This window comes from Azomonas macrocytogenes (genome assembly GCF_014191985.1).
Lineage (GTDB): Bacteria > Pseudomonadota > Gammaproteobacteria > Pseudomonadales > Pseudomonadaceae > Azomonas > Azomonas macrocytogenes.
Genome location: NZ_JACHXI010000006.1, coordinates 172,549 through 198,658, shown reverse-complemented (window position 1 = coordinate 198,658; position 26,110 = coordinate 172,549). Strand labels below are relative to the sequence as shown.

Annotated in this window: 22 protein-coding genes and 1 pseudogene; 7 read left to right on the top strand and 16 right to left on the bottom strand. The window is 63.0% G+C overall.

Going from position 1 to position 26,110, the window contains the following annotated elements:
• Positions 1 to 41 precede the first annotated feature (41 nt).
• On the bottom strand, positions 42 to 2,051 hold the full coding sequence (rep, locus tag FHR87_RS08535; RefSeq protein ID WP_183166288.1) for a DNA helicase Rep: 2,010 nt from the start codon (positions 2,049 to 2,051) through the stop codon (positions 42 to 44).
• A gap of 251 nt (positions 2,052 to 2,302) precedes the next feature.
• Here rep and FHR87_RS08530 point away from each other — a divergent pair, with 251 nt between their 5' ends.
• Together FHR87_RS08530 and FHR87_RS08525 are read left to right on the top strand one after the other, a co-directional pair.
• Positions 2,303 to 2,914 carry a cupin domain-containing protein gene (locus tag FHR87_RS08530; RefSeq protein WP_183166287.1) on the top strand — a complete coding sequence of 204 codons (612 nt, stop codon included), beginning with the start codon at positions 2,303 to 2,305 and terminating at the stop codon, positions 2,912 to 2,914.
• A 150-nt stretch (positions 2,915 to 3,064) separates the two neighbouring features.
• Positions 3,065 to 3,736 carry an NADPH-dependent F420 reductase gene (locus FHR87_RS08525; RefSeq protein WP_246335874.1) on the top strand — a complete coding sequence of 224 codons (672 nt, stop codon included), beginning with the start codon at positions 3,065 to 3,067 and terminating at the stop codon, positions 3,734 to 3,736.
• A 59-nt stretch (positions 3,737 to 3,795) separates the two neighbouring features.
• Here FHR87_RS08525 and FHR87_RS08520 read toward each other — a convergent pair whose 3' ends face one another.
• From FHR87_RS08520 to FHR87_RS08510, 3 genes are all read right to left on the bottom strand, one after another.
• The gene (locus tag FHR87_RS08520) at positions 3,796 to 5,502 is read right to left on the bottom strand and encodes an OPT family oligopeptide transporter (RefSeq protein WP_183166286.1); all 1,707 of its coding nucleotides are present in this window, start codon (positions 5,500 to 5,502) and stop codon (positions 3,796 to 3,798) included.
• A 207-nt stretch (positions 5,503 to 5,709) separates the two neighbouring features.
• Entirely contained in the window at positions 5,710 to 6,669 is a 960-nt protein-coding gene (locus tag FHR87_RS08515; RefSeq protein WP_183166285.1) for a YbgA family protein, read from the bottom strand.
• 394 nt (positions 6,670 to 7,063) lie between these two features.
• Complete coding sequence (locus tag FHR87_RS08510) at positions 7,064 to 8,050, bottom strand: NAD(P)/FAD-dependent oxidoreductase (protein ID WP_183166284.1); 987 nt, start codon at positions 8,048 to 8,050, stop codon at positions 7,064 to 7,066.
• 184 nt (positions 8,051 to 8,234) lie between these two features.
• Here FHR87_RS08510 and FHR87_RS08505 point away from each other — a divergent pair, with 184 nt between their 5' ends.
• The 3 genes from FHR87_RS08505 to FHR87_RS08495 all read left to right on the top strand — a co-directional run bounded on the left by FHR87_RS08505 (position 8,235) and on the right by FHR87_RS08495 (position 11,301).
• A complete protein-coding gene (locus FHR87_RS08505; protein WP_183166283.1) occupies positions 8,235 to 9,140 on the top strand; it encodes a TIGR01777 family oxidoreductase in 906 nt (301 codons plus the stop codon).
• Between the two features lie 47 nt (positions 9,141 to 9,187).
• The gene (gene hemH, locus FHR87_RS08500) at positions 9,188 to 10,228 is read left to right on the top strand and encodes a ferrochelatase (RefSeq protein ID WP_183166282.1); all 1,041 of its coding nucleotides are present in this window, start codon (positions 9,188 to 9,190) and stop codon (positions 10,226 to 10,228) included.
• 122 nt (positions 10,229 to 10,350) lie between these two features.
• Positions 10,351 to 11,301 carry a MerR family transcriptional regulator gene (locus FHR87_RS08495; protein ID WP_183166281.1) on the top strand — a complete coding sequence of 317 codons (951 nt, stop codon included), beginning with the start codon at positions 10,351 to 10,353 and terminating at the stop codon, positions 11,299 to 11,301.
• A gap of 5 nt (positions 11,302 to 11,306) precedes the next feature.
• Here FHR87_RS08495 and FHR87_RS08490 read toward each other — a convergent pair whose 3' ends face one another.
• A complete protein-coding gene (locus FHR87_RS08490; RefSeq protein WP_183166280.1) occupies positions 11,307 to 11,759 on the bottom strand; it encodes a PAS domain-containing protein in 453 nt (150 codons plus the stop codon).
• A gap of 163 nt (positions 11,760 to 11,922) precedes the next feature.
• Between FHR87_RS08490 and FHR87_RS08485 the strand changes: the two genes are divergently transcribed.
• Both FHR87_RS08485 and FHR87_RS08480 read left to right on the top strand, forming a co-directional pair.
• Entirely contained in the window at positions 11,923 to 12,687 is a 765-nt protein-coding gene (locus tag FHR87_RS08485; protein WP_183166279.1) for an SDR family oxidoreductase, read from the top strand.
• Between the two features lie 473 nt (positions 12,688 to 13,160).
• Positions 13,161 to 13,514, top strand: a complete 354-nt coding sequence (locus FHR87_RS08480) for a hypothetical protein (protein ID WP_183166278.1) — start codon at positions 13,161 to 13,163, stop codon at positions 13,512 to 13,514.
• A 327-nt stretch (positions 13,515 to 13,841) separates the two neighbouring features.
• On the opposite strand, the gene FHR87_RS08475 is transcribed toward FHR87_RS08480, so the two are convergent.
• The 11 genes and pseudogenes from FHR87_RS08475 to FHR87_RS08425 form a co-directional block, all read right to left on the bottom strand.
• The gene (locus tag FHR87_RS08475; protein WP_183166277.1) at positions 13,842 to 14,171 is read right to left on the bottom strand and encodes a copper-binding protein; all 330 of its coding nucleotides are present in this window, start codon (positions 14,169 to 14,171) and stop codon (positions 13,842 to 13,844) included.
• Entirely contained in the window at positions 14,168 to 17,329 is a 3,162-nt protein-coding gene (locus FHR87_RS08470; RefSeq protein WP_183166276.1) for an efflux RND transporter permease subunit, read from the bottom strand. The genes FHR87_RS08475 and FHR87_RS08470 overlap by 4 nt, the downstream gene beginning before the upstream one ends.
• On the bottom strand, positions 17,326 to 18,810 hold the full coding sequence (locus FHR87_RS08465) for an efflux RND transporter periplasmic adaptor subunit (protein ID WP_183166275.1): 1,485 nt from the start codon (positions 18,808 to 18,810) through the stop codon (positions 17,326 to 17,328). The genes FHR87_RS08470 and FHR87_RS08465 overlap by 4 nt, the downstream gene beginning before the upstream one ends.
• Entirely contained in the window at positions 18,807 to 20,060 is a 1,254-nt protein-coding gene (locus FHR87_RS08460) for a TolC family protein (RefSeq protein ID WP_183166274.1), read from the bottom strand. The genes FHR87_RS08465 and FHR87_RS08460 overlap by 4 nt, the downstream gene beginning before the upstream one ends.
• A 101-nt stretch (positions 20,061 to 20,161) precedes the next feature.
• Entirely contained in the window at positions 20,162 to 20,545 is a 384-nt protein-coding gene (locus tag FHR87_RS08455; RefSeq protein ID WP_183166273.1) for a hypothetical protein, read from the bottom strand.
• A gap of 70 nt (positions 20,546 to 20,615) precedes the next feature.
• Entirely contained in the window at positions 20,616 to 21,413 is a 798-nt protein-coding gene (locus FHR87_RS08450) for a dioxygenase family protein (RefSeq protein ID WP_183166272.1), read from the bottom strand.
• A gap of 117 nt (positions 21,414 to 21,530) precedes the next feature.
• The gene (locus FHR87_RS19635) at positions 21,531 to 21,740 is read right to left on the bottom strand and encodes an alpha/beta hydrolase family protein (protein WP_420826733.1); all 210 of its coding nucleotides are present in this window, start codon (positions 21,738 to 21,740) and stop codon (positions 21,531 to 21,533) included.
• Positions 21,741 to 21,772: 32 nt separating this feature from the next.
• Positions 21,773 to 21,958 (bottom strand): hypothetical protein, encoded by a 186-nt coding sequence (locus FHR87_RS08440; RefSeq protein WP_183166270.1) that lies wholly within the window; start codon positions 21,956 to 21,958, stop codon positions 21,773 to 21,775.
• An 83-nt stretch (positions 21,959 to 22,041) separates the two neighbouring features.
• A pseudogene (metC, locus tag FHR87_RS08435) lies at positions 22,042 to 24,800 on the bottom strand (cystathionine beta-lyase).
• Between the two features lie 30 nt (positions 24,801 to 24,830).
• Positions 24,831 to 25,472, bottom strand: a complete 642-nt coding sequence (locus tag FHR87_RS08430) for a glutathione S-transferase N-terminal domain-containing protein (protein ID WP_183166269.1) — start codon at positions 25,470 to 25,472, stop codon at positions 24,831 to 24,833.
• Positions 25,469 to 26,077, bottom strand: coding sequence for a cysteine dioxygenase family protein (locus FHR87_RS08425; protein ID WP_183166268.1), 609 nt, complete (start codon positions 26,075 to 26,077; stop codon positions 25,469 to 25,471). Before FHR87_RS08425 ends, FHR87_RS08430 begins: the two co-directional genes overlap by 4 nt.
• Positions 26,078 to 26,110: the final 33 nt, after the last annotated feature.

Here is a 26,110-nt window from a genome sequence, read left to right as displayed (position 1 = left end):
TTTCTCGGTTTTGCCCGAGCCTGTAACCTGCAACCGTTTCTCTACTTCTTCAACAGCGACCGTATCCCCGCCAGCGCTTCGTTTCCCCGCGCGGCCTTGACCGCGACCGGCGCATCTTCCTGACCTTCCCACTGCAGATCATCGGCCGACAGTTCAGCGAGAAAGCGGCTGGGCAGGCAGTCGAGCACTTCGCCGTACTGCTTGCGCCTGGCCGCGAAGGTGAACGCCAGGTTGCGGCGGGCGCGGGTGATGCCGACATAGGCCAGGCGACGTTCTTCCTCGATGGTATCGGCCTCGATGCTGGAGCGGTGCGGGAGGATGTCCTCTTCCATGCCCATGATGTAGACACTGGGAAACTCCAGGCCCTTGGAAGCGTGCAAGGTCATCATCTGCACGCCGTCGGCACCCTCCTGTTCCTCTTGCTGGCGTTCGAGCATGTCGCGCAAAACCAGCTTGGCGATGGCCTGCTCGATGGTCATGGCGCCGTCTTCGTCTTTTTCCAGGGTGTTCTTCAGCGCATCGATCAGGAACCAGACGTTGCCCATCCGGAAGTCGGCGGCCTTGTCGCTGGAGCTGTTCTGCCGCACCCAGTGTTCATAATCGATATCCATCACCATGCTACGCAGGGCAGCGATGGGTTCGTTCTGCGCGCAGTGCTGACGGAGTTGGTCCATATAGCGCTTGAAGCGCACCAGGCGCTCGGTGAAGCGGCTATCGAGCTGGGCGGACAAACCGATCTCATCGCAGGCGGCATAGAGCGACAGATCGCGCTCGCTGGCATAGTTGCCAAGCTTTTCCAGTGTGGCCGAACCGATCTCCCGGCGCGGTACGTTGATGACACGCAGGAAGGCGTTGTCGTCGTCCGGGTTCACCAACAGGCGAAAATAGCTCATCAGATCCTTCACTTCCTGCCGGGCAAAGAAGCTGGTGCCGCCGGACAAGCGATAGGGAATCTGGTGATGCTGCAGCTTCAGCTCCATCAGCTTGGCCTGGTAGTTGCCGCGATAGAGGATGGCGAAGTCACTGTAGGGACGGTCGGTCTTCAGGTGTTCGGTGAGGATTTCCAGGGCGATGCGCTCACACTCGGCGTCCTCGTTGCGGCAGCGGATCACACGGATCGCGTCACCATGGCCCATGTCGCTCCACAGTTCTTTCTCGAACACGTGGGGGTTGTTGGCGATCAGGATGTTGGCGCATTTGAGGATGCGGCTGGTGGAGCGGTAGTTCTGCTCCAGCATCACCACCTTCAGCGAGGGAAAATCCTCCTTCAACTGCATCAGGTTTTCCGGCCGCGCACCGCGCCAGGCGTAGATCGACTGATCGTCATCGCCCACCACGGTGAACTGCGCGCGTCCCTGCACCAGCAGCTTCACCAGCAGGTACTGGCTGGCGTTGGTGTCCTGGTACTCGTCCACCAACAGGTAGCGCACGCGATTCTGCCATTTCTCCAGCACCTCGGGATGCTCCTGGAACAGCTTGACCGGCTGCAGGATCAGGTCGTCGAAATCCACCGCATTGTAGGCTTTCAGGGTGCGCTGGTAGTGCAGGTAGACGACGGCGGCAGTCTGCTCCTTTGGATTGCGCGCCTTGGCCAGGGCCGCGTCCGGCAGGATCAAATCGTTCTTCCAACTGCCGATCTGCCGCAGCACCTCGTCGGTGCCGTCGTCGCCAGCGTATTCCTTCTGCATGATGTCGCTGACCAGCGCCTTGATATCGCCCTCGTCGAAGATCGAGAACCCCGGCTTGTAGCCCAGCTTCGCGTGTTCCTTGCGAATGATGTTGAGGCCGAGGTTGTGGAAGGTGGAGACCGTCAGCCCCTTGCTCTCGGCACCGCGCAGCAGGCTGCCGACCCGCGCCTTCATCTCCCGCGCCGCCTTGTTGGTGAAGGTCACCGCATAGATGTACTGGGCGCGAATGCCACACTGCTGAATCAGGTAGGCGATCTTGCGAGTGATGACGCTGGTCTTGCCGGAACCGGCGCCAGCCAGCACAAGCAACGGGCCGCCGATATAGGACACGGCCTCCTGTTGCCGGGGATTGAGTCGGGACATCGGGGAACACCAGAGACAAAAGGCCAGTCATTCTAGTGGCCTGTGCGGTTGATGGGTTAACTCAAGTTCGGCTGGCCGAGGTTTCCAGACAAGGCGCCACGACGAGTCATAGCCAGCTATGGCGAGGAGTGGCAACGCAGTATCGGCGCCTCGGGCACCGAAATCAGGCACTGCGCTTGTCCTCGGCTTCATTCTTCACATTCTGGAGCGTATGTTTTCAGTTGAAACCGTTTTCATCAGGAGGCAATGCCATGACATCCCTATCGCGTCGCCGGTTCAACCGGATGCTCGCCAGCCTCGGCCTGGCAATTCCCGGCCAGGCGCTGTTCGCGGCTACCGCTACCAACCCCGCCAGCAGTGCACCGCCGGAAACGTTATTGCTATCGCGCAATGACTGGGTCCCCAACAACGATCACCTGCCCGTCCTGGTATACCGTGGCGTACTCGCCGCAAACGGCGGCAATCCGGCAGCGGATTTCGAAGAACGCTTCGAGCGGACTGGCTGGCCGCCGCGCTGGCGCGCCAGTATCTATTCCTTCCATCACTACCATTCGAGCGCCCATGAAGTGCTGGGCATCGCCAGTGGTTCGGCGCAGCTGATGCTCGGCGGCCCCGAAGGCCATACCGTACAAGTCAGCGCCGGGGATGTCGTGGTGCTACCGGCCGGTACTGGGCACCGCGAGCTCAGTTCGACCGACGATTTCCTGGTGGTTGGCGCCTATCCACCCGATCAGCGGGTGGACAACTGCCGTTCGGCGCCTTCGCCAGCCGCCCTGCAAAGTATTCGCCAGCTACCCTTTCCGGACAGCGATCCGGTCGCTGGTAGAAACGGCCCCCTGACGCACCTCTGGCAATCGGCCTGAAACGCCACGGCAGACCAACCATTGCCTCGCTTCGAGGCCATTCAACCCAAGACAACAAGACAATAAGAGATGAAGATGGACACGCAGCGTAGAAAAGTACTCCGGTTCCTGTCTGGCATGATGCTGGCGCTCACCTGTGCGAGCGCCAATATGCCCGCGTCCTGGGCCGCTACCCCGACCCAGAAGCAGCAGCTACCCAAGATCGGCATCATCGGGGCCGGGCAGGTCGGCTCGACGCTTGGCCGATTATGGATCGACAGCGGTCATCAGGTGCTGTTCTCGTCCCGTCACCCGAATCAGCTCGACGAGCTGGTCAGCGAGTTGGGTAAGCGGGCCAGTGCGGGCAGCCCGGCCGACGCGGCACGCTTTGGGGATATCATTCTCCTGGCGGTCCCCTATGGCGCATTGCCCCAGCTAGGCCGCGATCTCGCACCGCTGCTGCGCGGTAAGGTCATTCTCGACGCGACCAACCCCTATCCGTGGCGCGACGGCGATCCAGCGCGACTGGCCGAGCAACAAGGCGCTGGGGTGACCAGTGCCAGTTACTTCCCTGGCGCGCAGCTGGTGCGCGGCTTCAACTCGATCGACGCCAGTGCGGTCGCCAGTAACGCCAACAAAACCTCGCCCACCATCGGCATCCCGCTGGCCGGAGACGATCAGGCAGCACTGGCGGCAGCCTCGGCGCTGGTCAAAGATGCCGGTTTCGAACCGGTAGTCGTCGGTCCACTGGCAAGCGCACGCCTGTTCCAGCCAGGCACCGCGCTGTTCCAGCAGGTCATGACACCCGCCCAATTGCACAGCCGCCTGGGCGCCAGTCGCTAACCCGAACCGGCTGCAGCCGTGGCGCAAGCGCGATGCTTCGCCCGGCCCCGCCACGCCGTTCAGTGCCGCAGAATTTGCCAGAGCGACGCCCCCACTCCGACGAAACTCTCTCCCGCCACCAAACCTGCTGCCAGGGTGATCACGAAACGCTCGGCGAAACTGCGCCAGCGCGACATCCACAGCCAAGCGAGCAACGCGCCGCTGGCCATCATCACGGACAGCGAGGCCGGGATCACGAAAGCCAGGCCGACGGCCGCGCAACTGGGCAGGTATCGACTGCGTTCGGGCGGCAGCAAGCCTTCGCCAACACCGATCAGGCTGCCGCTCAGCAGCGCAGCCAGCATTGCCCAGCGGGCACTCGGTGCGACCGAATCCAGCCCCTGGGTCAGGGCTTCGGCCACGGCTTTCCAGGTAGCCACGGCCGGCGCCGGCCACTGTTCGGTCAACAGCATGCCTTGCGGATCGGGAATCAACAGCTGGTAGGCGAGCACCCCGACGATGCTGCCGATAAAAATGCCGACACACTGGGCAAACAGCTGCCGCTCCGGCGTGGTGCCGATGGCACGGCCCACCTTGAAGTCGTTCATCAGATCGGCGCATTGCCCGGCAGCGCCGCCGGCCGTGTTGGCGCTCATCAAGTTGAGCGTAGGCTGGCCGGGTGCGATCAGGCCAAAACTCAACTGCGAGAGCTTGCCGACCGCACCGATGGGCGAGATAGCCGTCTCGCCGACAACCCGCGCCGCGACCAGCGCCAGCAGCATGGCCAGCGGCAGGGTCAGCACCGCCATCAGCGGATCGATATCGAACAGCAGAATCTGCAGCGTCACCACCAGCGCACTACTTGCCAGCATCCCCACCAAAGGGATACCGGATGGACGCGGCGGCAGGCCGATGGATGGATTATTGGCCTCGCCCCGGCGCAGACGAACCAGATAGCGGGCCAGCAGGTTGGCCAGGGTGGCGCTGACCATAAGGCTCACACCGGGCCAGAGCAGCCATTCCACCAGCGCCTTGAATTGTGGGCCATGGCTGTCCGGCAGCAGGACAATATGCCCGCTGTCCAGCAGCCAGGAACCCAGTCCGCCCCAGGCCAGCACGGCGCCAAGCAGCAGCGATAACCCGACACGCAGGCCGATGATGCCGCCGAAGCCGATCAAGAGTAAGGATGGATCGAGCGTGAAGGTCAGGCGTTCCAGATAAACGCCCGGTGTCCAGCGTGGCAGGTGCCAGACAAAATCGTCGATCCATTTCAGCGTGCCGGAGGCCAGCGCGGCAGAGAACAGTACGGCGATGCGCTTTATGGCCTCACCACCATGGCGAAAGATGTCCTGCATGGTTTCCAGCGTCGCCATGCCCTCCGGAAAGCGCAGCCCCGAATCAAGCAACGGACCGCGCAGATACCAGGCAACCCAGACACCGAGAAAACTCACCGAAAACACCCAAGCCATCAACGGTACGGCGTCGATCTGCTGGCCACTGATCAGCGTGTAGGCCGGAATCGGTGCGACCAACCCGCCGGAGATGATCGAGGCGGCGGCCGAAGCGGTGGTCTGGCAGATATTGCTCTCGCGCAGGGTCCAGGCAGCCTCCTGACGCTGGCGGCTATACAGGCGCCAGAAACCGAAGGCCAGCAGCAGGGAAATGATCGACATATTGAACGACCAGCCGATCCGTAACCCGGAATAGACGTTGGAAGGGGTCAGGATGGCGCCGAGCAGGATGCCGGTGAGCAATGCGCGCAACGTCAGCTCGCGTTCGGTGGACATGCAAAGGCTCTCCTTGGCCTGGCTGGGGCGAGACATCGCCATGGAACAGAGTCCGACCGGCACATCGGGAGATGGTTGCGCCCGTGCACGGTCATGGATGGTAATGCACGCACCGCCCTCTCCCGGCAAGAGGGCGTATCACCTATCAGTCACGACTTCCACCTGGATCGGCAATTGGCGGGCGCATGACACGCGCTCATGCATGGCTCAGATGGCATTGCGCAGACTGAGATCATCCGGGTGCGGCTGCAGGTAGGCCTGCTGGCCCAGGTAGGGGTCGGGATGCTTGCGTAAATGATGCTTGAGCAAGGTCAGCGGGACCACCAGCGGGACGGTGCCCTGGTGGTATTGCGCGATCAGATTCTGGATTTCCCGGCGATCACCGGGGTCGAGAAACTGTTTCAGGTAGCCGGACATATGCTGCAGGACATTGGCGTGGGTACCGCGCGTGGCGGTTTTCTTCAGCGCCTGCATCAACAGACTGAAATAATGCGGTCCGATCTGGTCGATTGGCTGCTCGCCAATACTGGCCAGCAGCCGCCCCAGTTGGCGGTACTGGCGCGGATCGTGAGCCAGCAGCTGGAATTTGTAGCTGGAGTGAAAATCCAGCACAGCCTTGCGCGTCAGACCGAGGCTCAACAGTTGCTGCCAGCGCGCGTAGGCGAATACACGGGCCAGGAAATTCTCGCGCAGTACCGGATCGTTCAAGCGGCCGTCCTCCTCCATCGGCAGATCCGGGCTGGCACCGCGAAAGGCCTGCGCGTAGATACCGGAGGCACTGTCTGAGGAATAACCGTTTTCCTGATAGACCTTGACTCGCTCCATCCCGCAGGAAGGCGATTTCTGCATCAGGATGTAGCCGCAAACATCGCGCAGTTGCCCAGCCATATGTCGACCATACTCGGCCAGCGGCTCGGTGACGTCGTGCTCGTGATGAAGGGTGCCTTGCGCTCGCGGGTTTTCCGGATCGCCCACCAGGCGAATCGACTCACGCGGCGTGCCAAGGCCAATCGCTACCTCGGGACAGACCGGGACGAAATCGAAATGCCGGGCCAGGGTTTGCGTGCACAAGCGCGATTCCTTGTGCCCCCCGTTATAGCGCACCGGCTCGCCTAACAAGCAGGCACTAATGGCGATCTTGATCTTGGGGCGGTTGAGATTTTCCATATGAACCTCGGCGTCCTATGCGTGCTTTGCAAACTACCACTCGACTCGTCCAGTTTCCTTGGCAAGCCATAACTATACAAACAAATAATCTGCGTACAAATATTGTACCCATGGGGTTAGCAACATGGGCGTAACTCATGGCATGCAGCGCAGAGCGAGGCCAGACGGAGATGGCGATTCTAGTACTCGGCTCGAACTGCTTATTAGTATATTCCGCCGTGTAATTGACGCCAGTTAATTAACGATTTTTTATTGACCACTCGCTCCAGATGATTCCCTCTACCACAGCCTGCCTGGCTCACCATGCGACAGACAGGCGACCGGGAAAACCGTTCCAGTCCGGGCCGGCAAACTATCCGTTCGGGTCTGTACCGGTGGTGTGCGCGCAAGCGCTTCACAATTGCACCAGCAGGCGCCGCGCCGCTTCACTGCCACTGAGCCAGGCTCCTTCGACCCGACCGGACAGGCACCAGTCGCCGCAGGCGTATACACCCAGGCCGGCATTACCGAGTACGCCCCATTCGTGCGGCTGTGCCGGACGGCCATATAGCCAACGATGGGCCAGGGCAAAAGCTGGCGCCGGCACAGTGCAGCCGATCAGTTCCGCGAATACGCCATACAACTGCTCGATCACCGCCTCCTTGGGCAGGTCGAGATTTTTCCGGGTCCAGTTGCTGGAGGCCTGTAGGCCCCAGGTATCCAGGCGATTGTCGCGCCCGGGCTTGCCACGGTCGCGCTCGATCCATTCGAGCGGGCCGTCCTGTACGAAACAGCCCTGCACTTCAGTAGGCAACGGCTTTTCGAACCCGAGTGCCACCGACCAGACCGGGTCCATGGTCGCGCTGGTCGCCGTGCTGGCCAGGACCGGGACCGCAGCCAGCAAGGCGCTGGCCTGCGGTGCTGGCGTGGCGATGATGACATGGCTGAACGGTCCATGGCCTTGGCCGCTGGCATCCTGCAGGGTCCAGTGAGTCGGGCCATGGAACACTTCGGTGATGCGGCAGCTGAATGTGACCGGTAGGTCACCGAGCAGGCCGCGGGTAATCGCACTGGTGTGCGGAATGCCGACCCAGCGCTCCTGTTCATCCGGCGATGCACTCAGCACACCCTCGCGGGCCTGGTAAAGATTGGGTTTCCATTCAGCGACCCAGCCTTGTTCCTGCCATTCCCGGATAGCCGTGCGAAAGTTCCGGTCACGGGCAGTGAAATATTGAGTGCCCATGTCCAACGTGCCAATTTCGCTGCGTTTACTGGCCATGCGGCCACCGCTACCGCGGCTCTTGTCGAATAACTGGACGGCGATCCCAGCCTTGTCCAGGGCACGGGCGGCGGTTAGTCCGGCCATCCCGGTACCAATGATGGCGACAAAAACGGAATTCATGGTTTACCTCGCTTGATGGTTTCAGGCCTCATAAAGTCATACAAACAATTACTCTTGTACAGGATCACGCCATCCAGATGGCGGCATCGAATGTATCGCCCTGCAACTCCTATAAATGCAGAACCTCACAACCTCTACAAGATCCCTTGATCGGAGCGGATCGAATAGCGCGGAGATAACATTCATGCACATATTGTTGACTGGCGGTACAGGATTGATCGGCAAGGCACTTTGCCGATACTGGACAACCCAAGGGCACCAGCTTGCGGTATTAAGTCGCACACCGCAGCGGGTAAAAGAACTGTGCGGCCCGCAGGTACAGGGGATCGCTCGCCTCGAAGAATGGACTGGCGAATCACTGGACGCCGTGGTCAACCTGGCCGGTGCGCCCATCGCCGAACGACCCTGGACGCAAAAGCGGCGGACCCTGCTGTGGGACAGCCGGGTGACGCTGACCGAACGCCTGGTGGAGTGGCTGGCCAGCCGCGAGCAGAAGCCGGCAGTGTTGATTTCTGGTTCCGCGATAGGTTTCTACGGTGACGGCGGCGAACGCGAGCTGCAGGAGGATGCCCAGTCGGGCAATGATTTCGGCAGCCAACTGTGCGCGGCCTGGGAAGCTGCCGCGCGCCACGCCGAGCCACTGGGTATCCGCGTGGCGCTGGTGCGTACCGGGCTGGTCCTGGCCCCTGGCGGAGGCTTTTTGCAGAAACTGCTACCAGCCTATCGACTGGGGCTGGGCGGGCGCATCGGCAGTGGCCAGCAATGGATGTCGTGGGTGCATCTGGACGATCAGGTTGCACTGATCGACTTCCTCCTCAACCATCCTGCGGCCAGTGGCCCTTATAATGCCTGTGCCCCACAACCGGTACGCAATGCCGAATTCAGCCAAGCTTTGGGCCAGGCCCTGCATCGACCGACCATCCTTGCCGTACCGGCGCCGCTGTTGAAACTGACTTTGGGCGAGCTGTCCACGCTGTTGCTGGGCGGACAGAAAGCCCTGCCGGCGCACCTGCAGGAGGCTGGCTTCACCTTTCGTTACCCTGAGCTGCCGGCGGCACTGGCCAGCGTACTGGGTGAAAACCGACACTAACCCTGATCACCCGATCCGGGACAGCTTGCGAGGAAATGGAACAATCAATGGCAGAACAGGCGTTGTTGCTGGTCAACCTGGGCTCCCCAGCCTCCACTGAAGTGGCCGATGTACGTCGCTATCTGAACCAGTTCCTGATGGATCCCTACGTGATCGATCTGCCCTGGCCGCTGCGACGCCTGCTGGTTACCCTGATCCTCGCCAGGCGGCCTGCCGAATCGGCGCACGCCTACGCCTCCATCTGGTGGCCGGAAGGTTCTCCGCTGAGCGTCCTGAGTCGCCGCCTGCAGGAAGCGTTACAGCCGCTCTGGGTGGATGGCCCGGTGGAGCTGGCGATGCGCTATGGCGATCCGTCTCTCGAAAACGTCCTGCTCGACCTGGCCAGGCGCGGTATCGGACAGGCGGTTCTGGCACCGCTCTACCCGCATTTCGCGGACAGCACGACCACGACAGCCATCCAGCAGGCACGCCAGATCGTGAGCCGACATGGGCTGGCCTTGCAGTTATCGATACTCGAGCCTTTTTATGAACAGCCGCCATACCTCGACGCACTGGTCGCCAGCGCACAGCCCTATCTGCAGCAAGGCTTCGATCACCTGCTGCTGAGCTACCACGGCCTGCCCGAGCGACATTTGCGCAAGCGCGACCCCAGCGGCGGGCATTGCCTGCAAGACACCGATTGCTGCGCACGCGCCGAGGGCGAAGTGCTTGCCCAGTGCTACCGTGCCCAGTGCTACCGCACCAGCACCGGCTTCGCCAGGCGGGCCGGTCTGCGCCCGGAGCAATGGTCGGTCGCCTTCCAGTCACGCCTGGGCCGGGCAAAATGGATCGAGCCCTACACCGATGCACGCCTGGACGAACTGGCACGACAAGGCGTGAAAAAACTGCTGGTGATGTGCCCGTCCTTCGTCGCCGACTGTATCGAAACCCTGGAGGAAATCGGTATCCGCGGCCGCGAGCAGTTCCTTGCTGCCGGCGGCGAAGAGTTGATCCTGGTGCCCTGCCTGAATACGCAGGAATCCTGGGTCCAGGCACTGGCGATACTGTGCCGGCAGACAAGCCGGGAATTCGCACGGCAAGCCACCTGAGCCAACCTTGCGGATTTGCACTTTTCTGCGGACCGACGGCCTGTACAACTGCCGTATAATCTCTCGTCAATCAGCTGGGGTAACCATGCCCAACACCTGCCACCCCAGACCAGTGCCCATATATGAACGATCCGACCGGCCCCGCTCCTCCCACAGGCTCAGGCTCCCCGAACCGGCAAGAGCTCTACCCCATCCGTGAAGTGGCGCGCCTGACCGGCATCAACCCGGTGACCCTGCGGGCCTGGGAGCGGCGCTACGGTCTGATTCGACCAACCCGCACCGAAAGCGGTCATCGGCTATATTCACTGGCAGATATCGAAGCGATCCGCAGCATCCAGGCCTGGACCCAGCGCGGCGTTCCGGTCAGCAAGGTCGGCGACATCCTCGAACGCAGCAGTGCCGGCAGCCCCGGACCGGTCGGACAGCAGAGCGCCAATCATGAATGGAGCGAGTGGCAAGTACAGATCCGGCACGCTACGAGCGGCTTCGATGAAGCGGCCCTGGAGCGGATCTACGGCCAGGTATTCGCCACCTGGCCGACGCACCTGGCATTCAACGAAATCCTGCTGCCAGTCTGGCAAGACCTGTCGCGGCGGCATCACGAATTCGGCGGCACCAGCGAATGGCTGTTCCTTGACGGCTTCCTCCGCGCACGGGTTCTGCAGCGATTGCTGCTGGCGCGGCCACAAACCGCCAATCGCGTATTACTGGCTGCGGTTCCCACCCACTGCCACGAACTCGAATTGCTGGTCGCCGGCCTGCTGCTGACCGGTGACAGCCTGGCGGTCGGCGTGCTGGCCATGGGGCAACCGCTGGAGGAACTCGGCTTGGTCTGCGAGCGTACCAGGCCACAGGGGCTGGTGCTCTATTCCAACCATCCCGGCGCAAGCGACTTGCCACGCCAGCTCACCAGACTGGCCATGATCCTGGACTGCCCGCTGGCCCTGGCCGGCGAAGCGGCCGAACTGAGCCGGGACAGCTTTGCCGGAACCCCCATCGCCTGCCTGGGCCGGGTCGGACCGGGTCTGCAGAACCGCCTGCAGCGATTCCTGGCCGGACAGCTGGATACCTGAACCGACTACAGCAGGGCGCGCAGAGCAGCCAGCTCGAACTGGAGACGCTGCAACTCGGCCTCCAACTGCTGCACCCGCTCCATGGCCTCCACCTCGGCGGTAACATCCTTCTGAATGCCAATGAAATAGGTAAGCGAATCACCTTCATTGAATACCGGTGAAATCGACAGCTCGTTCCAGAACGGCGTACCGTCCTTGCGGTAGTTGCGAATAACGCGCCGGCATGGCTGACGATTGCTGATCGCCTCGCGCAGCACTGCAGCGTTCGCCTGGCCACCTTCCTCGCCCTGCAGAAACCTGCAGTCTTTGTAAAGAATTTCCTCGGCCGTAAAACCGGTCAAACGCTCGAAAGCCGGATTGGCGTAGATCAGGATATTGTCGTCACCTTTCTGTTCGGTAACCACGATTCCGTCATTACTGGCTTCGACCACGAGTTGGAGCAGTTTGGCATTGATCATCAGCGGGACTCCCGGGGTATGACCGGCATTCTAACCGGGTTGGCCAGGCGAACCGCTACACTTGCCATGATCGGCACCACCCCGAAGACTGGCTGGTCGCCACATCATAAAGGGCTCGTCTGCTGCCCCCTGATGTATTCACTTCACGAAAACGGAGAATGAGATGACTCGCAAGACAGTATTCATCACCGGTGCCACATCCGGTTTTGGGCGCGCCAGCGCACGACGTTTTGCCGAAGCCGGCTGGGGATTGGTGCTGACCGGGCGGCGGGTCGAACGCCTGCAAGAGCTGCAGAAGGAACTGGGCAGCAAGGTGCCGGTGCATATCGCCACACTGGATGTACGCGATGCCCAGGCTGTCGCCCGGATCGTCGCCGAGCTGCCCGACGATTTTCGCGACATCCATTGCCTGGTCAACAATGCCGGGCTGGCCCTCGCCCCGCAGGCGGCGCAACAGACGGAACTGGCAGACTGGCATACCATGATCGATACCAATGTCACCGGCCTGGTCAATGTCACCCACAGCCTGCTCCCGACGCTGATTCGTTCGGGTGCCGGTGCCAGCATCGTCAACCTCGGCTCGGTGGCTGGCGCGTGGCCCTATCCCGGTAGCCATGTGTATGGCGCCAGCAAGGCTTTCGTCCGCCAGTTTTCCCTGAATCTGCGCTGCGACCTGCTAGGCACCGGCGTGCGGGTGACCGATATCGAACCGGGCATGGCAGAAACCGAGTTTACCCTGGTCCGGACTAAGGGCGACCAGGCAGCATCCGCTGCGCTCTACCAAGGCACGACGCCGCTTTCCGCCGAAGATGTCGCCGAGCAAATCTTCTACGTCGCCAGCCTGCCGCCGCAGATCAACATCAACCGCCTGGAAATCATGCCGACCCGTCAGGCCTGGGCAGGCTTTGCCGTCGATCGCGATAAATAAATAGAAGCGACCCAACAGCAGGCAAAAAAAACCCGAATCCGACAACCGCCGGATTCGGGCGAAAACCACGAAGAGAAACGGTTTCACATCCCGCTTCGGCCCGGTCCACCGCCAGTTCCGAAGATCTGGCGCGTCCAGCCGGCAGCCTGTCCGTCATTCTTGATCTTTTTTCAGGCATGCAAAGAAGAAATGAAACCTATGGTGCATCCGCTGCACCTGCCGGTCCGTGCAATGCAGACCAGGTCCGACATCATCCAGAGCGTGGATCGGAAGCGCTAAAAGTAGTCCACTTTCCGATTTTCGCACTGTTTTGGTTAATTCCGTTTAGGAAAGGCACCATTGTCGAACGAACAAAAGGAAAACTTCATTGATCTAAGTCAGAAAGGCCCATTCTTTCATGTGCGGCAACTTGGCACAGTTTCTGTATCAGTCGGAACAAGACGACAACGCCACTGTGCAGAAGGAATTCTCCTATGAAGAAATTTGCTCACCTCTCCCTCTACATGTTCCTTGCTGGAAGCGTCACCGCCAACGCCGCTGAAATCATGATGGAAAAAGAAGATACCAGCATCGGCAAAGGCTATGGCGCACTCTCCACCATGATGCTTGGTGCTGCCGCTGGCGGTCCGATCGGAGCGGTAGCTGGCAGCGTGGCGGGTTTCTTCGCCGGTGGTGAAACGCAGAAAGCCGTGGGCGGTAGCCAGAAGGCTTATATCGTGCGCACGGAAGACAATCGGGATGTGTGGATTCGCTCGCCCAATCGGGAATACCAAATCGGTCAGGACGTCGATGTGGTACGTGGCCGGATTCAGCCTCAGATCAACTGAGGCACTCCTGCCAATGGCTGCGTCGTGATGATCGAATCCAGCCTGGTGGCTGCTACAGGTGCTCCACCAGCCGGATTCGATATGACGAACTGACGTTTCCACCCGTCCTTTTCACCCGGCTCCCCACTCTCTCTGCGAATCCAGCATCCTGCCCAAGCCGTTGCCGACCACGATCATCCGGCTTATCCAGGCACCAGAAGAAATCCCCCCCAAACTGGCAAGCGGAAGTCATCTCCTGAGTCGTCCGCAAAATGGCAGGCGCACGCAACGTGCTCACGCCCGCACGGGTGAAAGAACCTGCAGAGAGCAGGCTTTTAGCGAGATGAATCAGTCGGCTTCGCCGATGGAAACGATGGAAGCCACACCCTCTGTGCTGAATTCGAAATCCACCTTTTCGCCCACCTCGACTTGCGTCAGTTGCTCAGCAGTGGCTTTGAACGGCATGGTCATCGCCGGCCATTGCAGCGCCGGCACTGCTTCGTGGGCGATAACGAGGGCGCCGTTTTCCTTGTCGATCTGTTTTACCGTACCGCTGGTGCTGACGGTTTCAGTGGCGGCTTTCTGCACCACCGAGGCATGGTCTCCATGCTCCGGATGGTCGGCGTATGCAACAGGCAGCACAACAAGCGAAGCAAAAATGGGGATGAGGATGTTCATGGAAGGACTCCTGTTTCAGTGATCGAAGTAGTGTGGGAAAGACGCCGGCGCTCGATCAGTCGATAGGCCGCCGGCAAGACAAAAAGAGATAGCAGCGGTGCGCTGAGCATGCCGCCGACCATGGGTGCGGCGATGCGGCTCATGATTTCGCTGCCGGTACCGCTGGCTAAAAGGATTGGCAGCAGGCCGGCGACGATGGTGGCCACCGTCATCGCCTTGGGCCGCACGCGCTGCACGGCACCGATGCGGATGGCCGCGAGCAGCGCGACTTCATCGCCGCGCCCGGCGGCACGTTGCTCGGCCCAGGCGTGTTTCAGGTAAAGCAGCATGATCACGCCGAACTCGGCGGCAACCCCGGCCAGGGCGATGAAACCGACCCCGGTGGCCGCCGACAGGTGATAACCCAGCAGGTAGAGCAGCCAGATCCCACCGATCAAGGCGAACGGCAAGGTCACCATGATCAGGAGCGCCTCGCCGACGCTGCCGAAGGTCAGATAGAGCAGCACCAGAATGATCGCCAGGGTCGCCGGTACCACCAGTTGCAGGCGAGCGGTGGCGCGCTCCAGGTATTCGAACTGGCCGGAATAGCTCAGGCTCATGCCCGGTTCCAGCTGGATTTGCGCGGCGATGGCCTGGCGCAGGTCGGCGACCACCGAGGCCAGATCGCGGCCACGCACGTCGATATAGACCCAGCCGGACAGTCGCGCATTTTCGCTTTTCAGCATCGGCGGGCCGTCACTGATCTCGACCTTCGCCACTGTGCCCAGGGTGATCTGACTACCCTGCGGCGTGTAGATCGGCAATTGACGCAAGCCGTCCAGCGAATCGCGCCATTCGCGGGGATAGCGCAGGTTGATCGGATAGCGCGCCAGCCCTTCCACCGTCTCGCCAACATTCTGCCCGCCCACGGCACCAGCGACGATGGCCTGCACAGCGTCGATATTCAGGCCATAACGAGCAGCCCTGGCGCGGTCGATCTGCACATCGAGGTAACGCCCGCCAGTCAACCGCTCGGCCAGCGCCGAGGTGACCCCGGATACGTTTTTGGCGATATGTTCGATGTGCTGGGTGGCCGCATCGATCTGCGCCAGATGACTACCCGCGACTTTGACCCCGATGGGACTCTTGATCCCGGTGGCGAGCATGTCGATGCGGTTGCGGATCGGTGGAACCCACAAATTCGCCAGCCCCGGCACGCGTACCCGGCGGTCCAGTTCCTCGATCAGTTGTTCCGCAGTCATGCCAGGCCGCCACTGGTCACGCGGCTTGAACTGGATAGTGGTTTCGAACATTTCCAAGGGTGCCGGATCGGTGGCGCTGTCAGCCCGCCCGGCCTTGCCGAACACTTGCGCCACTTCCGGTACGCTCCTGATCAATCGGTCGGTCTGTTGCAGCAATTCACCGGCCTTGCGTGCCGACAGGCCCGGCAAGGCTGTGGGCATATAGAGCAGATCGCCCTCGTCCAGGGGTGGCAGGAACTCCCCGCCCAGTCGCGATGCGGGCCAGAGTGTGGTGAGCAGGGCCAGCAACGCCACCGCCAGGGTGAGCTTCGGCCAGCGCAGTACGCGGTCCAGTGCCGGTCGGTAGAGGTGAATCAGCAACCGGTTGAGCGGGTTGCGCGCCTCATTCGGAATCTTGCCGCGAATCCAGTATCCCATCAGCACCGGCACCAGCGTCACCGACAGCGCCGCTGCCGCCGCCATGGCGTAAGTCTTGGTGAAGGCCAGCGGGCCGAACAGACGGCCTTCCTGCGCCTCCAGAGTAAACACCGGGATGAACGACAGGGTGATGATCAGCAAACTGAAGAACAACGCCGGTCCGACTTCCACTGCCGCTTCGGCGATCACCTGCCAGTGCGCCGCGCCCTGCAACGCCTGTTTCGGATTAGCCGCGCGCCAGGCTTCGATGTGCTTATGGGCGTTTTCGATCATTACCAGGGCGGCATCGACCATGGCACCGACGGCGATGGCAATCCCGCCCAGCGACATGATGTTGGCATTCACGCCCTGGCGCTGCATGACGATGAAGGCGATCAGCACGCCCACCGGCAGCGAGACGATGGCCACCAGCGACGAGCGCAGGTGCCAGAGAAACAGTCCGCAGACCAGCGCCACCACGATGAACTCCTCGACCAGCTTGTGGCTGAGGTTGTCCACGGCGCGGTCGATCAGTTGGCCGCGGTCATAGGTGGTGACGATTTCCACTCCGTCCGGCAGGCTTTTCTGCAATTCGGCCAGTTTGCTGCGCACCGCTTCGATGGTGGCACGGGCGTTCTTGCCGCTGCGCAGAATCACCACACCGCCGGCCACTTCGCCTTCGCCGTCCAGCTCCGCGATGCCCCGGCGCATTTCCGGGCCGAGCCGGATTGTGGCGACCTCGCCCAGGGTCACCGGAACGCCATTGGTATCCAGCCGTAGCGGGATGGCGCGAAAGTCCGCCAGTGTTTGCAGATAGCCAGAGGCCCGCACCATGTATTCGGCCTCGGCCAGTTCCACCACGCTGCCGCCGGTTTCCTGGTTGGCGGCCTGGATTGCCTGGGCAATCTGCTGCTGGGTAATACCGAGGCTGGCCATCTTCAGCGGATCGAGCTGCACCTGATACTGGCGCACCATGCCGCCAATAGCCGCCACTTCGGCGACGTTGGGCAGGGTTTTCAGCTCAAAGCGCAGAAACCAGTCCTGCAACGAACGCAACTGGGCCAGATCGTGCCCGCCACGGCGATCCACCAGGGCATATTGGTAAATCCAGCCAACGCCGGTGGCATCCGGCCCCAGTGCCGGGGTTACGCCAGCCGGCAGGCGGCTTTGTACCTGGCTCAGGTATTCCAGCACCCGCGAGCGTGCCCAATAAAGGTCGGTGCCATCCTCGAACAGGACGTAGACGTAGCTGTCGCCGAAGAAGGAATAACCGCGCACGGTCTTGGCACCCGGCACCGACAGCATGGTGGTGGTCAGCGGATAGGTGATTTGATTCTCGACGATCTGCGGCGCTTGACCGGGAAACGGTGTGCGTACGATCACCTGCACGTCGGAAAGATCAGGCAACGCATCGACCGGCGTCTGTCGCACCGCCCAGATGCCCCAGGCGACCACGAACAGCGTCGCCAGCAAGACCAGCAAGCGATTACCGATCGACCAGCGAATCAATGCGGCAATCATGGCTGGTGTCCCTCGTGGCCAACGGCGGGCAGCTTCTCGATCCGCCGAATCAAGAGCCCGTCATCAGTCTGCTCGACGGCGAAACGAACCCGGTCTCCCACCGCCAGCCCCGTGGCCAGCGCCGGATCGGCCAGCGGAAACGGCATACTCATGCCAGGCATGCCAAGGCTCTTGAACGGGCCATGGGAAATAGCGATCAGGCCGCCCTCCAGGCCGACAATGGTGCCCTCGGACTCATGCAGTGCCGGTTGCGCGGCTACCGCTCGCCGGTCCGACGACGGGACGCCAAGGCCGCGCAGGCTGGCTTCGGAGTCCAGCAGAAACTGCCCGGAGGCCACCACCTGCTGGCCTTCGGCAAGACCGTCCAGCACTTCGGTGAAATCACCGGTGTCGCGACCGATACGGATTTCCACCGGCCGATAGCGGCCTGCCGCTTCAGCCAGCATGACCAGATTGCGCTTGCCGGTGCGGATTACCGCTTCGCTGGGCACGACCAACACGCTGCGCTCGGAACCCGGCTGCAGTTGTACCTGCGCCGTCATACCGGGTCGCAACCGTGCGTGTGTATTGGGCAGCTCGACCCGTATCCGCACACTGCGGCTATCCAGACTCGCCAGGGGCAACAGGGCCGCGATACGCCCGTGCAAGATTTCACCGGGAAGCGCCGGTAAATGCGCCTCGACCGTTTGGCCGGCAGCCAGCCCGGCGCTTTGCGCCTCGGGCACCGCGATCTCTAGCCAGACGGTGCTCAAGCCATTGATTCGCGCCAGCGGCTGACCGGCTACCAGGGTCATGCCTTCGCGCACCTCGAGGCTTTCCAGCACCCCGGCAATCGGCGCGGTAACGGTCCAGATCGCCTGCACCTTGCCGGTTTTCTCGACACGAGCGATCAGTTCGCCCGGCATCCCGGCCAGACGCATGCGCTGGCGCGCGGCGGTCAGCAAGGCCGGCTGACCCAACCCGCGCAGGGCCAGGAATTCCTCCTGCACCGCCCCCCATTCGGGCACCAGCAAATCGGCCAGCGGCGCGCCTTTGGCAACCAGATCCTCCGGGGCGCGGGCATAGACACGCTCGACGAAGCCATTACTACGCGCCTGCACCAAGGCGACATTACGCGCGTCGAAGGTCAACACACCGCTGACGTCCAGCGTCTGGCTGAAGTGTTGTTGCGTGACCCTGGCCAGGCGCATACCAAGATTCTGCGCTACGTTGGCGTCGACACGAATACCCGGGCTTTCGGCCTCGCCCTCGGCGTAACGCGGCACCAGGTCCATATCCATGAAGGGCGATTTGCCGGGCCGGTCGAAATGCTGCTGCGGAGCCATGGGATCGTACCAGTAGAGCACCTTGGGTTCGTCAGGCATGGCCGGTGGATGCGCTGCCGGCGACTGCGCATGACGTGGGTAGAAGGCATAGGCCATTGCTGCCAGCGCGACGAGCAGGCTGATGACGGCAATGAGCCAGGGTAGCCGAGTGTTCATGGCTCGATATCTCCGAAGGCGAAATGCAGGCCGGCGCCGCTGGCGGCGTATTGTTCGGCAAGGTCGATGCGCCGCAGGCATGTGCGTATCCGTTCCTGGCGGGCCTCGACCACCGCCTCCAGCGAGCCTTTGCCGCCGCTGTAGTCGGCCAGCGCCAGGCGGACCTTTTCCTCGGCCAGCGGCAGCAGGGTCTGGTCGAGGCGTTTCAAGGCCTGGTCCAGGCGCTGGTAGCCGGCCAGCTCGTCTTCCAGCGCCCAGGTGTGCTCGCGCACCCGCGCTTCACGCTCGGCTTCCAGTTGGGTGACGCGGGCACGCTCGACGGCGATCTTCGGATCCTGGCGCGAACCAGTGAACAACGGCAGGTCGAAGGTGAACTTCAGATTCACCATGTCGCTGTAGTGGTTGCCACGCTTGAGGTAATCCAGCTCCCAGCCCCAGTCCGGTTTCTTCGCGGCAATGGCCTCCCGCACGCGTGCCTCGGCCTGGCGCGTCTGCGGTGCGAACACAGCCAGTTCCGGGTGACGCTGCAGATTGTGTTGGTAGTGCGCGGTATCAGTCGGCCAGCGCGGCCAATCACCCTGTAGCACTTGCCCGGCGGCCGCGCCGATCCAGCGGCGCAACGCCGCACGGGCACTGCTGCGGGCTTGCTGCAGTTCATCTTGCTGTTCGTCCAACAGGGCTTTTTCCTGACGCGGCAGCACAGCATCGGCGGCTAGCCCTTTCCCCCCGGCGATTCGCGCCCGCACGGTGCGCTCGAACAGGCGGTTCTCCGTATAAAGCTCCTGGAACAACGCCAGCTTGCGCTCGACCGCCAGATTGGCGATCCAGGCCAGGGCGGTCTGCCGGCGCACGGTGAGCAGGGCGATACGCTGCTCGGCATCCGCCACCTCGATCCCGGCCTGGGCCACTTCGACCCGGGCCTGGCGCTTGTCGCCGTTGGTCATTTCCTGCATGACGCCGATCATGCGCATGCTCATGGAGTCACGGTTGACACTCCAGCGGTCGTCTTCCTCGATGGGCAGATTCTGCACGCCCAGGGTCAGTTTGGGGTCCGGCAGCTCGCCGGCGGGAATGGCTGCGCTACGGGCGGCCTGCTGACTGGCGGCCTGGGCCGCGAGCGTCGGGGCCTCGCGTTCGGCCAGGCGCAAGGCTTCATCGAGAGTCAGGGCGGCGGCCGGCCAGGGCCAGGCCAGCGCGCCCGCCAACAGAGCGGCCACGCACGGGCGGCCCCTGAAGGATCGAAAGGGCATGATCGGGATTCCAGTGATGATCCAATGCGTGCCAGATGGCGACACGCAAACTCGCCGGCAGCCAAAGAGGCTGCTGGACGGAATTCAGGACACGACAGGAATCAGGCGCGCGGAGGGCGCCAGAAGGAATCGAAGGCAGGCAAGGGAGCAGCGAAACTGAAGGAAGGCGCGCCGAAACGGGCTGGCGGCAATAACGGCGACCGGATCACCGAGACTTGCAGGGGATTACTCGACTTGCACTCGTGGCCATGCTTGCACAGTTTGACCATCTCTTTCTGCACCTTTTGCGACCCCTTCTGGTGATCGCAACAATCGTGCGTGCCTGCGGCCATCTGCAGATCGGCATTCATGCTGCCGTGCATGGCATGCGTCTGCCCATGCTGCTGCAGGCAGGGCTGCACGGATGCCAAGGCACTCGCCATGCCATTGAGGGGCAATGCGAGGCCGAGCAACAGCATGAGGAAAAGGCGCAGAAAGATCTTCATGCGCCCGAGTCTACCGAGCACACCCAGAGCGGACAAGCCAAGCCGGCAGCAGGGAAAGGCGGTGCCTCTCTCAAGCAGCGGCACACGCCTGGCCGAACAAATAGGAATCCATCGCCAGGACGCCGTGGACAATGCCGCCATCCAGCACTTGCAGCGCATCGTCGGCACGCCGGGCACCCAACGCCACCAGCAGCGGCAAGAAATGCTCATCGGTGGGGTGAGCGCGCTCGGCTTCCGGTGCCAGGTGCACATAGTCCACCAGGCGCCGTGTATCACCAGCCGCCAGCGCTTCCCGTACCCAGGTAGCGAATGCCTTCACATAGGCAGCTTCACTATCGGGGCGGCGGCGCCATTCATGCAGATTATGGGTCAGGCTGCCCGAGCAGACGAGTAGCACACCCTCTTCACGTAGCGGAGCCAATGCCTGTCCGAACCGAAAGGCATCCTGTGGACGTAATGGATAAGGCAGCGAAACCTGGAAGACCGGCACCTTCGCCTTCGGCAGCAGGTGCAGCAAGGGTACCCAGGCGCCATGGTCAAGGCCGCGCTGCCTGTCGAGCCCGGCTTGCCAGCCGGCCTGGCGCAGCAGTTCCACGGTACGCGCCGCGAGCTGCGGATGCCCTGGCGCCGGATATTCCAGCTCGTAGAGTTGCCGGGCAAAGCCGCCGAAGTCGTGGATGGTCTCCGGCTGCGCCGTGCCAGTCACCATGACGTCGCCCTGGGTCATCCAGTGCGGCGAAACCACCAGCACCGCTTCCGGCTCGGGCAAGTTGCGCCCCAGCGCGGCGAGCAACGGCCCGGCCAACCCCGGCTCGAGAGCGAAAGTCGGCGCACCGTGGGAAACGAACAGGACAGGCAGAGTGGACATGGCAAACCTCCAGGGCACCGTCTGAAAGTGGCGCACCATCGACTGAGCGGAACTGATGTAGGGCCTGTTGACAACAGTCCGCGGTGGCGTAAGCCCCCGGCCCAAGTGGCAAAGGACTCACTGCGCAATACAACGTTGTTGGCGGATCGGCTGCTGCAATACTGCACTCGACACTCGATCCGGTACGAGCTCGATCAGCTTAAGCGCAAAGGAAGGCCCGATGCAGGCCCCTAGCACGTGAAAGTGGTCGATGCCCAGAGAATCCATTAGTAGCAAATTATCAATAGCATAGTTATCCCACCCGTCCCTGGCTGTGATCGGTGCCATGGAACGACCGGCATTACGCTGATCAACACTGATCACAGTGTAACGGTCGGCAAAGGCTTGTCGCGGATCAACAATGCCACGAGGTGTACCGTCTTCACGTACGCCCAGAGTTCGGAGCGTGAATGTAACCCGCCGGGTGCCAGAGCAAGTAGGGCAGGTCCTCTACCATGACACTGATAATGCAGGTGCGTACCGTTGGACAAAAGAAGGTCAGGCATAGGATGTCCTTGTTCCGCTGGAATACTATTAATTCGGCCGTTAAATTCACGCCATCGTAAATAGGCAAGATTGAGCCAGTGGCTCAGCGAGCCGTCGTTACCGCCAGCGCCTGTTCCAAATCGGCGATCAGGGAAGCGCTGTCGTCCAGGCCGATATGCAGACGCACGATGCAACTGGAGGTCGTCGGCAAGGCGCCGCGTCCGCTCAGTTCGGCGAGGATCGCCAGGCTTTCGTAGCCGCCCCAGGAGGCGCCGATGCCGAACAGGCGCAGCGCATCAATGAAGCGGGCGGCCAGCGCCGGGTCATCCTCGGCGAATTCGAACGACAGCAGCCCGTTGCTGCCGGTGAAATCGCGGCGCCAGAGCGCGTGGCCTGGGTGCTCGGGCAAGGCCGGATGGTAGACGCGACCGACCTCCGGGCGCCGCTGCAACCAGCGGGCGATTTCCAGCGCCTGACGTTCATGCACTTCCAGGCGTGCCGCCAGCGTCCGTGCGCCGCGCAGCACCAGCCAAGCATCGTCCGGGCTGACGGTGATGCCGAGGGCATCGCTCAGGCGCGACAGCGGTTGCCAGACCTCCTCGCGGGTGCAGACGCTACCCATGACCACATCGCCGTGTCCGCCCAGGTACTTGGTCAGCGCCATGATGGAGATGTCCGCGCCCAGCGCCAGCGGCCGGTACAGGTAGGCGGAGCCCCAGGTGTTGTCGACCGCCAGCAGAATGCCGCGCGGCCGGCACAGGGCGGCGATGGCCGGCAGGTCGCACAGTTCGTAGAGCAGCGAGCCGGGCATTTCGGTGTAGACCAGGCGCGTGTTGGCTTGCAGGTGCGCTTCGAGATCCCGGCCGTCCGGGGCGAAATAGCCGACCTCGATGCCGAAGGGTTCGAGCAGTTCGCGGGCCACGCGGCGCACCGGCGCATAGACCGATTCGGTGATCAATACGTGATCGCCCGGCCGCAGGTAACTCAGCAGCGCCTGCGCTGCCGCGGCCAGCCCGGTGGGGAACAGCTTGGTGCGGTAACCGCCTTCCAGTTCGCTGATCAGATCCTCCAAAGCGAAGGCGGTCGGGTTGCCGCGGGCGTCGTAGCTCAGGACGCGCTCGCTGTCGCGGCGGCCACGGACTGCCTGCATTTCCCCGACGCTGTCGAACAGCACGGTGCTCAGGCGCGTCAGCGGCGGATTGACCGGGCGCCCGCCGGAGCCTTTCGGCGGCCGGGCGGCGTGCACCAGACGGGTACGCGGGTCGTCGCTCATGACCGTTCCTCCGCGACCAATGGGCGGAAAGCGGCCAGTTCGCGCGCATTGAGCTGCGCCAGCAGGCCCAGTTCCCAGGCCAGGTACTGGCGCGCGGCCGCCTTGTTGCCGGCATGCCGGTCATGGACGAAGAACAGGAAGTCGATGCATTCCCCGTCCGGCGGCTGCGTGCCGCCCTCCTCCAGCGCCAGTCCGGCGGCATGCCAGAGATCTGGATCGGCACGGCAGATCCGCACGTTCTCGTGCTGCGCCTCGGGCAACTCCAGGGCGGCCAGATGCGCGAGCTGCGGATCGTCGGCGAGCAGCCGCAGCGGACGCGTTTCGCCGGCCGCGGCGGCAGCCAGCAGCGGGCGAATCGACCAGTTCGCACCTTTTATATGCACAGCGCGGTAGGCCATGCTCGGGCGCAGGTCGAACAGCCGCACGGCATCCCGTGCCAGTTCATCCACCAGGGTCGCAGTATCCACTTCCGCCACCACCGGCGGCTCGAATGCCGGCGCGCGGTCTGGCATCGCCAACCTGCTGCCCAAGCCATCGGCCAGCACATGGGCATCATGGCCCGCCTGGCGCAGCCAACTGGCTACGATGGGTGCGCGGATGTCTTCGGCATCGAACAACACGATCCGCGCCTGGCGCACGCCGATATACTGGTCGGTTGCCTGGATCAATTGCCCGCCCGGCGCGTGGCGGGCGCCCGCCAGGCTGCCGGCGGCGAATTCCTCGGCGCTGCGCACATCGAGGAGGAACAGGCTGCGCTGCGGATCGTCGGCCCAGGCCGCCACCTGCTCCGCTGTCAGCGCACGCACCCCGGCCCGCGCCGCCAGTCGCTGCGCGGCCTCGCGTCGTTCGGCGAGACCGGTCGGATGGGTCGATTCCGGGTAGCGCCGCGTGCTGCCGTGTTCCAGCGGCAGGTCGGCGAGGAACCAGCCCTGGGTGCCGTTTTCCAGCGCGTAGACGGGATTCTTCACCCCCAGGTTGATCAGGGTCTGCGCACCGATGATGCTGCGCGTGCGCCCGGCACAGTTGACCACGATGGTGGTCCGTTCGTCGGCAAGCAGATCGCCCAGCCGGTAGCCCAGTTCGCCGTTGGGACAACAGATGGCACCGGGAATGTTCATCTTGTGGTATTCCTCGAACGGCCGGCCGTCCAGTACCAGCAGCCGCTCGCCGCGCGCCTGCCGGGCGGCCAGCTCGGGTGCCGAGATGTGCGGCGTGGCGCAGGCCAGCTCGACCTGCTCGCCGAACGCCTTGGACGGCACGTTGACCCCGGCGAACAGCTCGAAGCCGGCGGCCCGCCAGCCCTGGACGCCGCCTTCGAGGATGTGCAGCCGCTGGTAGCCCAGCGCCTGCAAGCGCTGGGCGGCACGCTCGGCCAGTGCGCCGCCGGTTTCGTCGCAGATCACCAGGCGTACCGCCGGGTTCGGCGCCAGTCGCACGGCATCCAGCTCCAGCCGGCTATAGGGCAGCGACACGCCATAGAAGAGGTGCGCCGCACCGTACTGTCCGTGTTCGCGTACATCGAACAGGGCGATTTCCCGCCCGTTGTGCAGCCATTGCTGCAACTGCTGCGGCGTTATGGTCTGGGTCATGAGAGTCTCGTCTGCATAAAAAGATGGCCCTCATTCGAGAGCCAGGGAACGCTCCGCCGGTGCCAGTTCGCGCCCCTTGGCATAGGCGCGCTGGACGGCCGGTCGCGCTTTCAGGCGTTCGCGCCAGGCATCAATCCGTGGGTAGTCGGCGAGGCTCCGGCCCTGACGCTGCGGCTGGATCCACGGGAAGATCGCCATGTCGGCGATCGAATAGGCGCCAGCGACGTAATCCACCTCGCCCAGGCGCCGCTCCAGCACGCCGTACAGCCGCTCGGCCTCCTTGTCGAGCAGTTCCAGCGCGTAGGGCAGCGGCTCCGGCGCCCGCTCGCGGAACACCTGCAACTGGCTGAGGTAAGGCGTGATGTGCCCGGCCTGCCAGAACAGCCATTCCTGCACCCGATGACGGTCGTCCTGGAAGCGCCCGGTCTTGTCGGCCAGATAGCCCAGAATGGCGCCGGACTCGAACAACGCGAAGGGTTCGCCGCCACCCTGCGGCGCGTGATCGACGATGGCCGGGATGCGTCCGTTGGCGCTGATGCGCTGGAAGGCCGTGTCTTGTTGTTCGCCGGCGCGGATGTTCACCGGCAGCAGGCGATGCTCCAGGCCCAGCTCTTCCAGCAGGATGGCCGCCTTGAGGCCGTTGGCGGTCGGCCAGTAGTAGAGATCGATCATGCGTAGACGACCGCTGCCGAAGGCTCCATATGGTTGCGGTTGTAGTTTTTCAGCCGGCCGTCGGGCTGTACGGCGAAACGTCCGCTCAGCGCCTCCAGCGGGCGGCCGTAGAGGTGGAAGTGCAGTGTCGGCCGCTCGCCCTCGACGCGGATGTCGTGGATGTCGTCGCCGAGGAAGGCGATAGGCGCGCCGGGCTGTACGGTGATTTCGCGCTCCAGTTGCAGCGTGGCGAATTCCGGATCGCTGCCGTCGTCGGTGCGCAGGTAGACCCGGTTGAACTCGGTGCCCTCGACCGCGACGATGATCGCCCAGGTCTCGTGGTTATGCGGCGGCGTCTGCTTGCCCGGCAGCAGGGAATTCAGGTACAGCGTCGGGCTGTCGTCGCCATCGTCGTTGAGGCGATAGCGGATCGCAGTCTTGCCTTCGCTGGCAGCCGCAGCCGGTGGCGGAAAGCTGGCGAAGTTGAAGAAATCGCGACGCTCGGCCAGCTTCTCCAGCAGGCTGACGATTTCCGGCAGGCTCTCCCGGTCGATGCCGCGCGCCTGGATCGCACGCACCTGCTCGAGAAGAGCGGCGACCGCCTGACCGACTTCTTTGCTACTCATGGGTTTTTTCCTTATCTGGGGTGGTTGGCGACG

What these genes read in the sequence shown, in the direction of transcription:
- FHR87_RS08525 (WP_246335874.1), top strand. Translation starts at nt 3,065, where the DNA reads ATGCCCGCGTCCTGGGCCGCTACCCCGACCCAGAAGCAGCAGCTACCC.
- FHR87_RS08530 (WP_183166287.1), top strand. Translation starts at nt 2,303, where the DNA reads ATGACATCCCTATCGCGTCGCCGGTTCAACCGGATGCTCGCCAGCCTC.
- FHR87_RS08460 (WP_183166274.1), bottom strand. Translation starts at nt 20,060, where the DNA reads ATGCCCTTTCGATCCTTCAGGGGCCGCCCGTGCGTGGCCGCTCTGTTG.
- FHR87_RS19635 (WP_420826733.1), bottom strand. Translation starts at nt 21,740, where the DNA reads ATGGCACCGATCACAGCCAGGGACGGGTGGGATAACTATGCTATTGAT.
- FHR87_RS08490 (WP_183166280.1), bottom strand. Translation starts at nt 11,759, where the DNA reads ATGATCAATGCCAAACTGCTCCAACTCGTGGTCGAAGCCAGTAATGAC.
- FHR87_RS08440 (WP_183166270.1), bottom strand. Translation starts at nt 21,958, where the DNA reads ATGCCTGACCTTCTTTTGTCCAACGGTACGCACCTGCATTATCAGTGT.
- FHR87_RS08515 (WP_183166285.1), bottom strand. Translation starts at nt 6,669, where the DNA reads ATGGAAAATCTCAACCGCCCCAAGATCAAGATCGCCATTAGTGCCTGC.
- FHR87_RS08510 (WP_183166284.1), bottom strand. Translation starts at nt 8,050, where the DNA reads ATGAATTCCGTTTTTGTCGCCATCATTGGTACCGGGATGGCCGGACTA.
- FHR87_RS08505 (WP_183166283.1), top strand. Translation starts at nt 8,235, where the DNA reads ATGCACATATTGTTGACTGGCGGTACAGGATTGATCGGCAAGGCACTT.
- rep (WP_183166288.1), bottom strand. Translation starts at nt 2,051, where the DNA reads ATGTCCCGACTCAATCCCCGGCAACAGGAGGCCGTGTCCTATATCGGC.
- FHR87_RS08475 (WP_183166277.1), bottom strand. Translation starts at nt 14,171, where the DNA reads ATGAACATCCTCATCCCCATTTTTGCTTCGCTTGTTGTGCTGCCTGTT.
- FHR87_RS08455 (WP_183166273.1), bottom strand. Translation starts at nt 20,545, where the DNA reads ATGAAGATCTTTCTGCGCCTTTTCCTCATGCTGTTGCTCGGCCTCGCA.
- FHR87_RS08450 (WP_183166272.1), bottom strand. Translation starts at nt 21,413, where the DNA reads ATGTCCACTCTGCCTGTCCTGTTCGTTTCCCACGGTGCGCCGACTTTC.
- FHR87_RS08470 (WP_183166276.1), bottom strand. Translation starts at nt 17,329, where the DNA reads ATGATTGCCGCATTGATTCGCTGGTCGATCGGTAATCGCTTGCTGGTC.
- FHR87_RS08485 (WP_183166279.1), top strand. Translation starts at nt 11,923, where the DNA reads ATGACTCGCAAGACAGTATTCATCACCGGTGCCACATCCGGTTTTGGG.
- FHR87_RS08430 (WP_183166269.1), bottom strand. Translation starts at nt 25,472, where the DNA reads ATGATCGATCTCTACTACTGGCCGACCGCCAACGGCCTCAAGGCGGCC.
- FHR87_RS08465 (WP_183166275.1), bottom strand. Translation starts at nt 18,810, where the DNA reads ATGAACACTCGGCTACCCTGGCTCATTGCCGTCATCAGCCTGCTCGTC.
- FHR87_RS08495 (WP_183166281.1), top strand. Translation starts at nt 10,351, where the DNA reads ATGAACGATCCGACCGGCCCCGCTCCTCCCACAGGCTCAGGCTCCCCG.
- FHR87_RS08480 (WP_183166278.1), top strand. Translation starts at nt 13,161, where the DNA reads ATGAAGAAATTTGCTCACCTCTCCCTCTACATGTTCCTTGCTGGAAGC.
- hemH (WP_183166282.1), top strand. Translation starts at nt 9,188, where the DNA reads ATGGCAGAACAGGCGTTGTTGCTGGTCAACCTGGGCTCCCCAGCCTCC.
- FHR87_RS08520 (WP_183166286.1), bottom strand. Translation starts at nt 5,502, where the DNA reads ATGTCCACCGAACGCGAGCTGACGTTGCGCGCATTGCTCACCGGCATC.
- FHR87_RS08425 (WP_183166268.1), bottom strand. Translation starts at nt 26,077, where the DNA reads ATGAGTAGCAAAGAAGTCGGTCAGGCGGTCGCCGCTCTTCTCGAGCAG.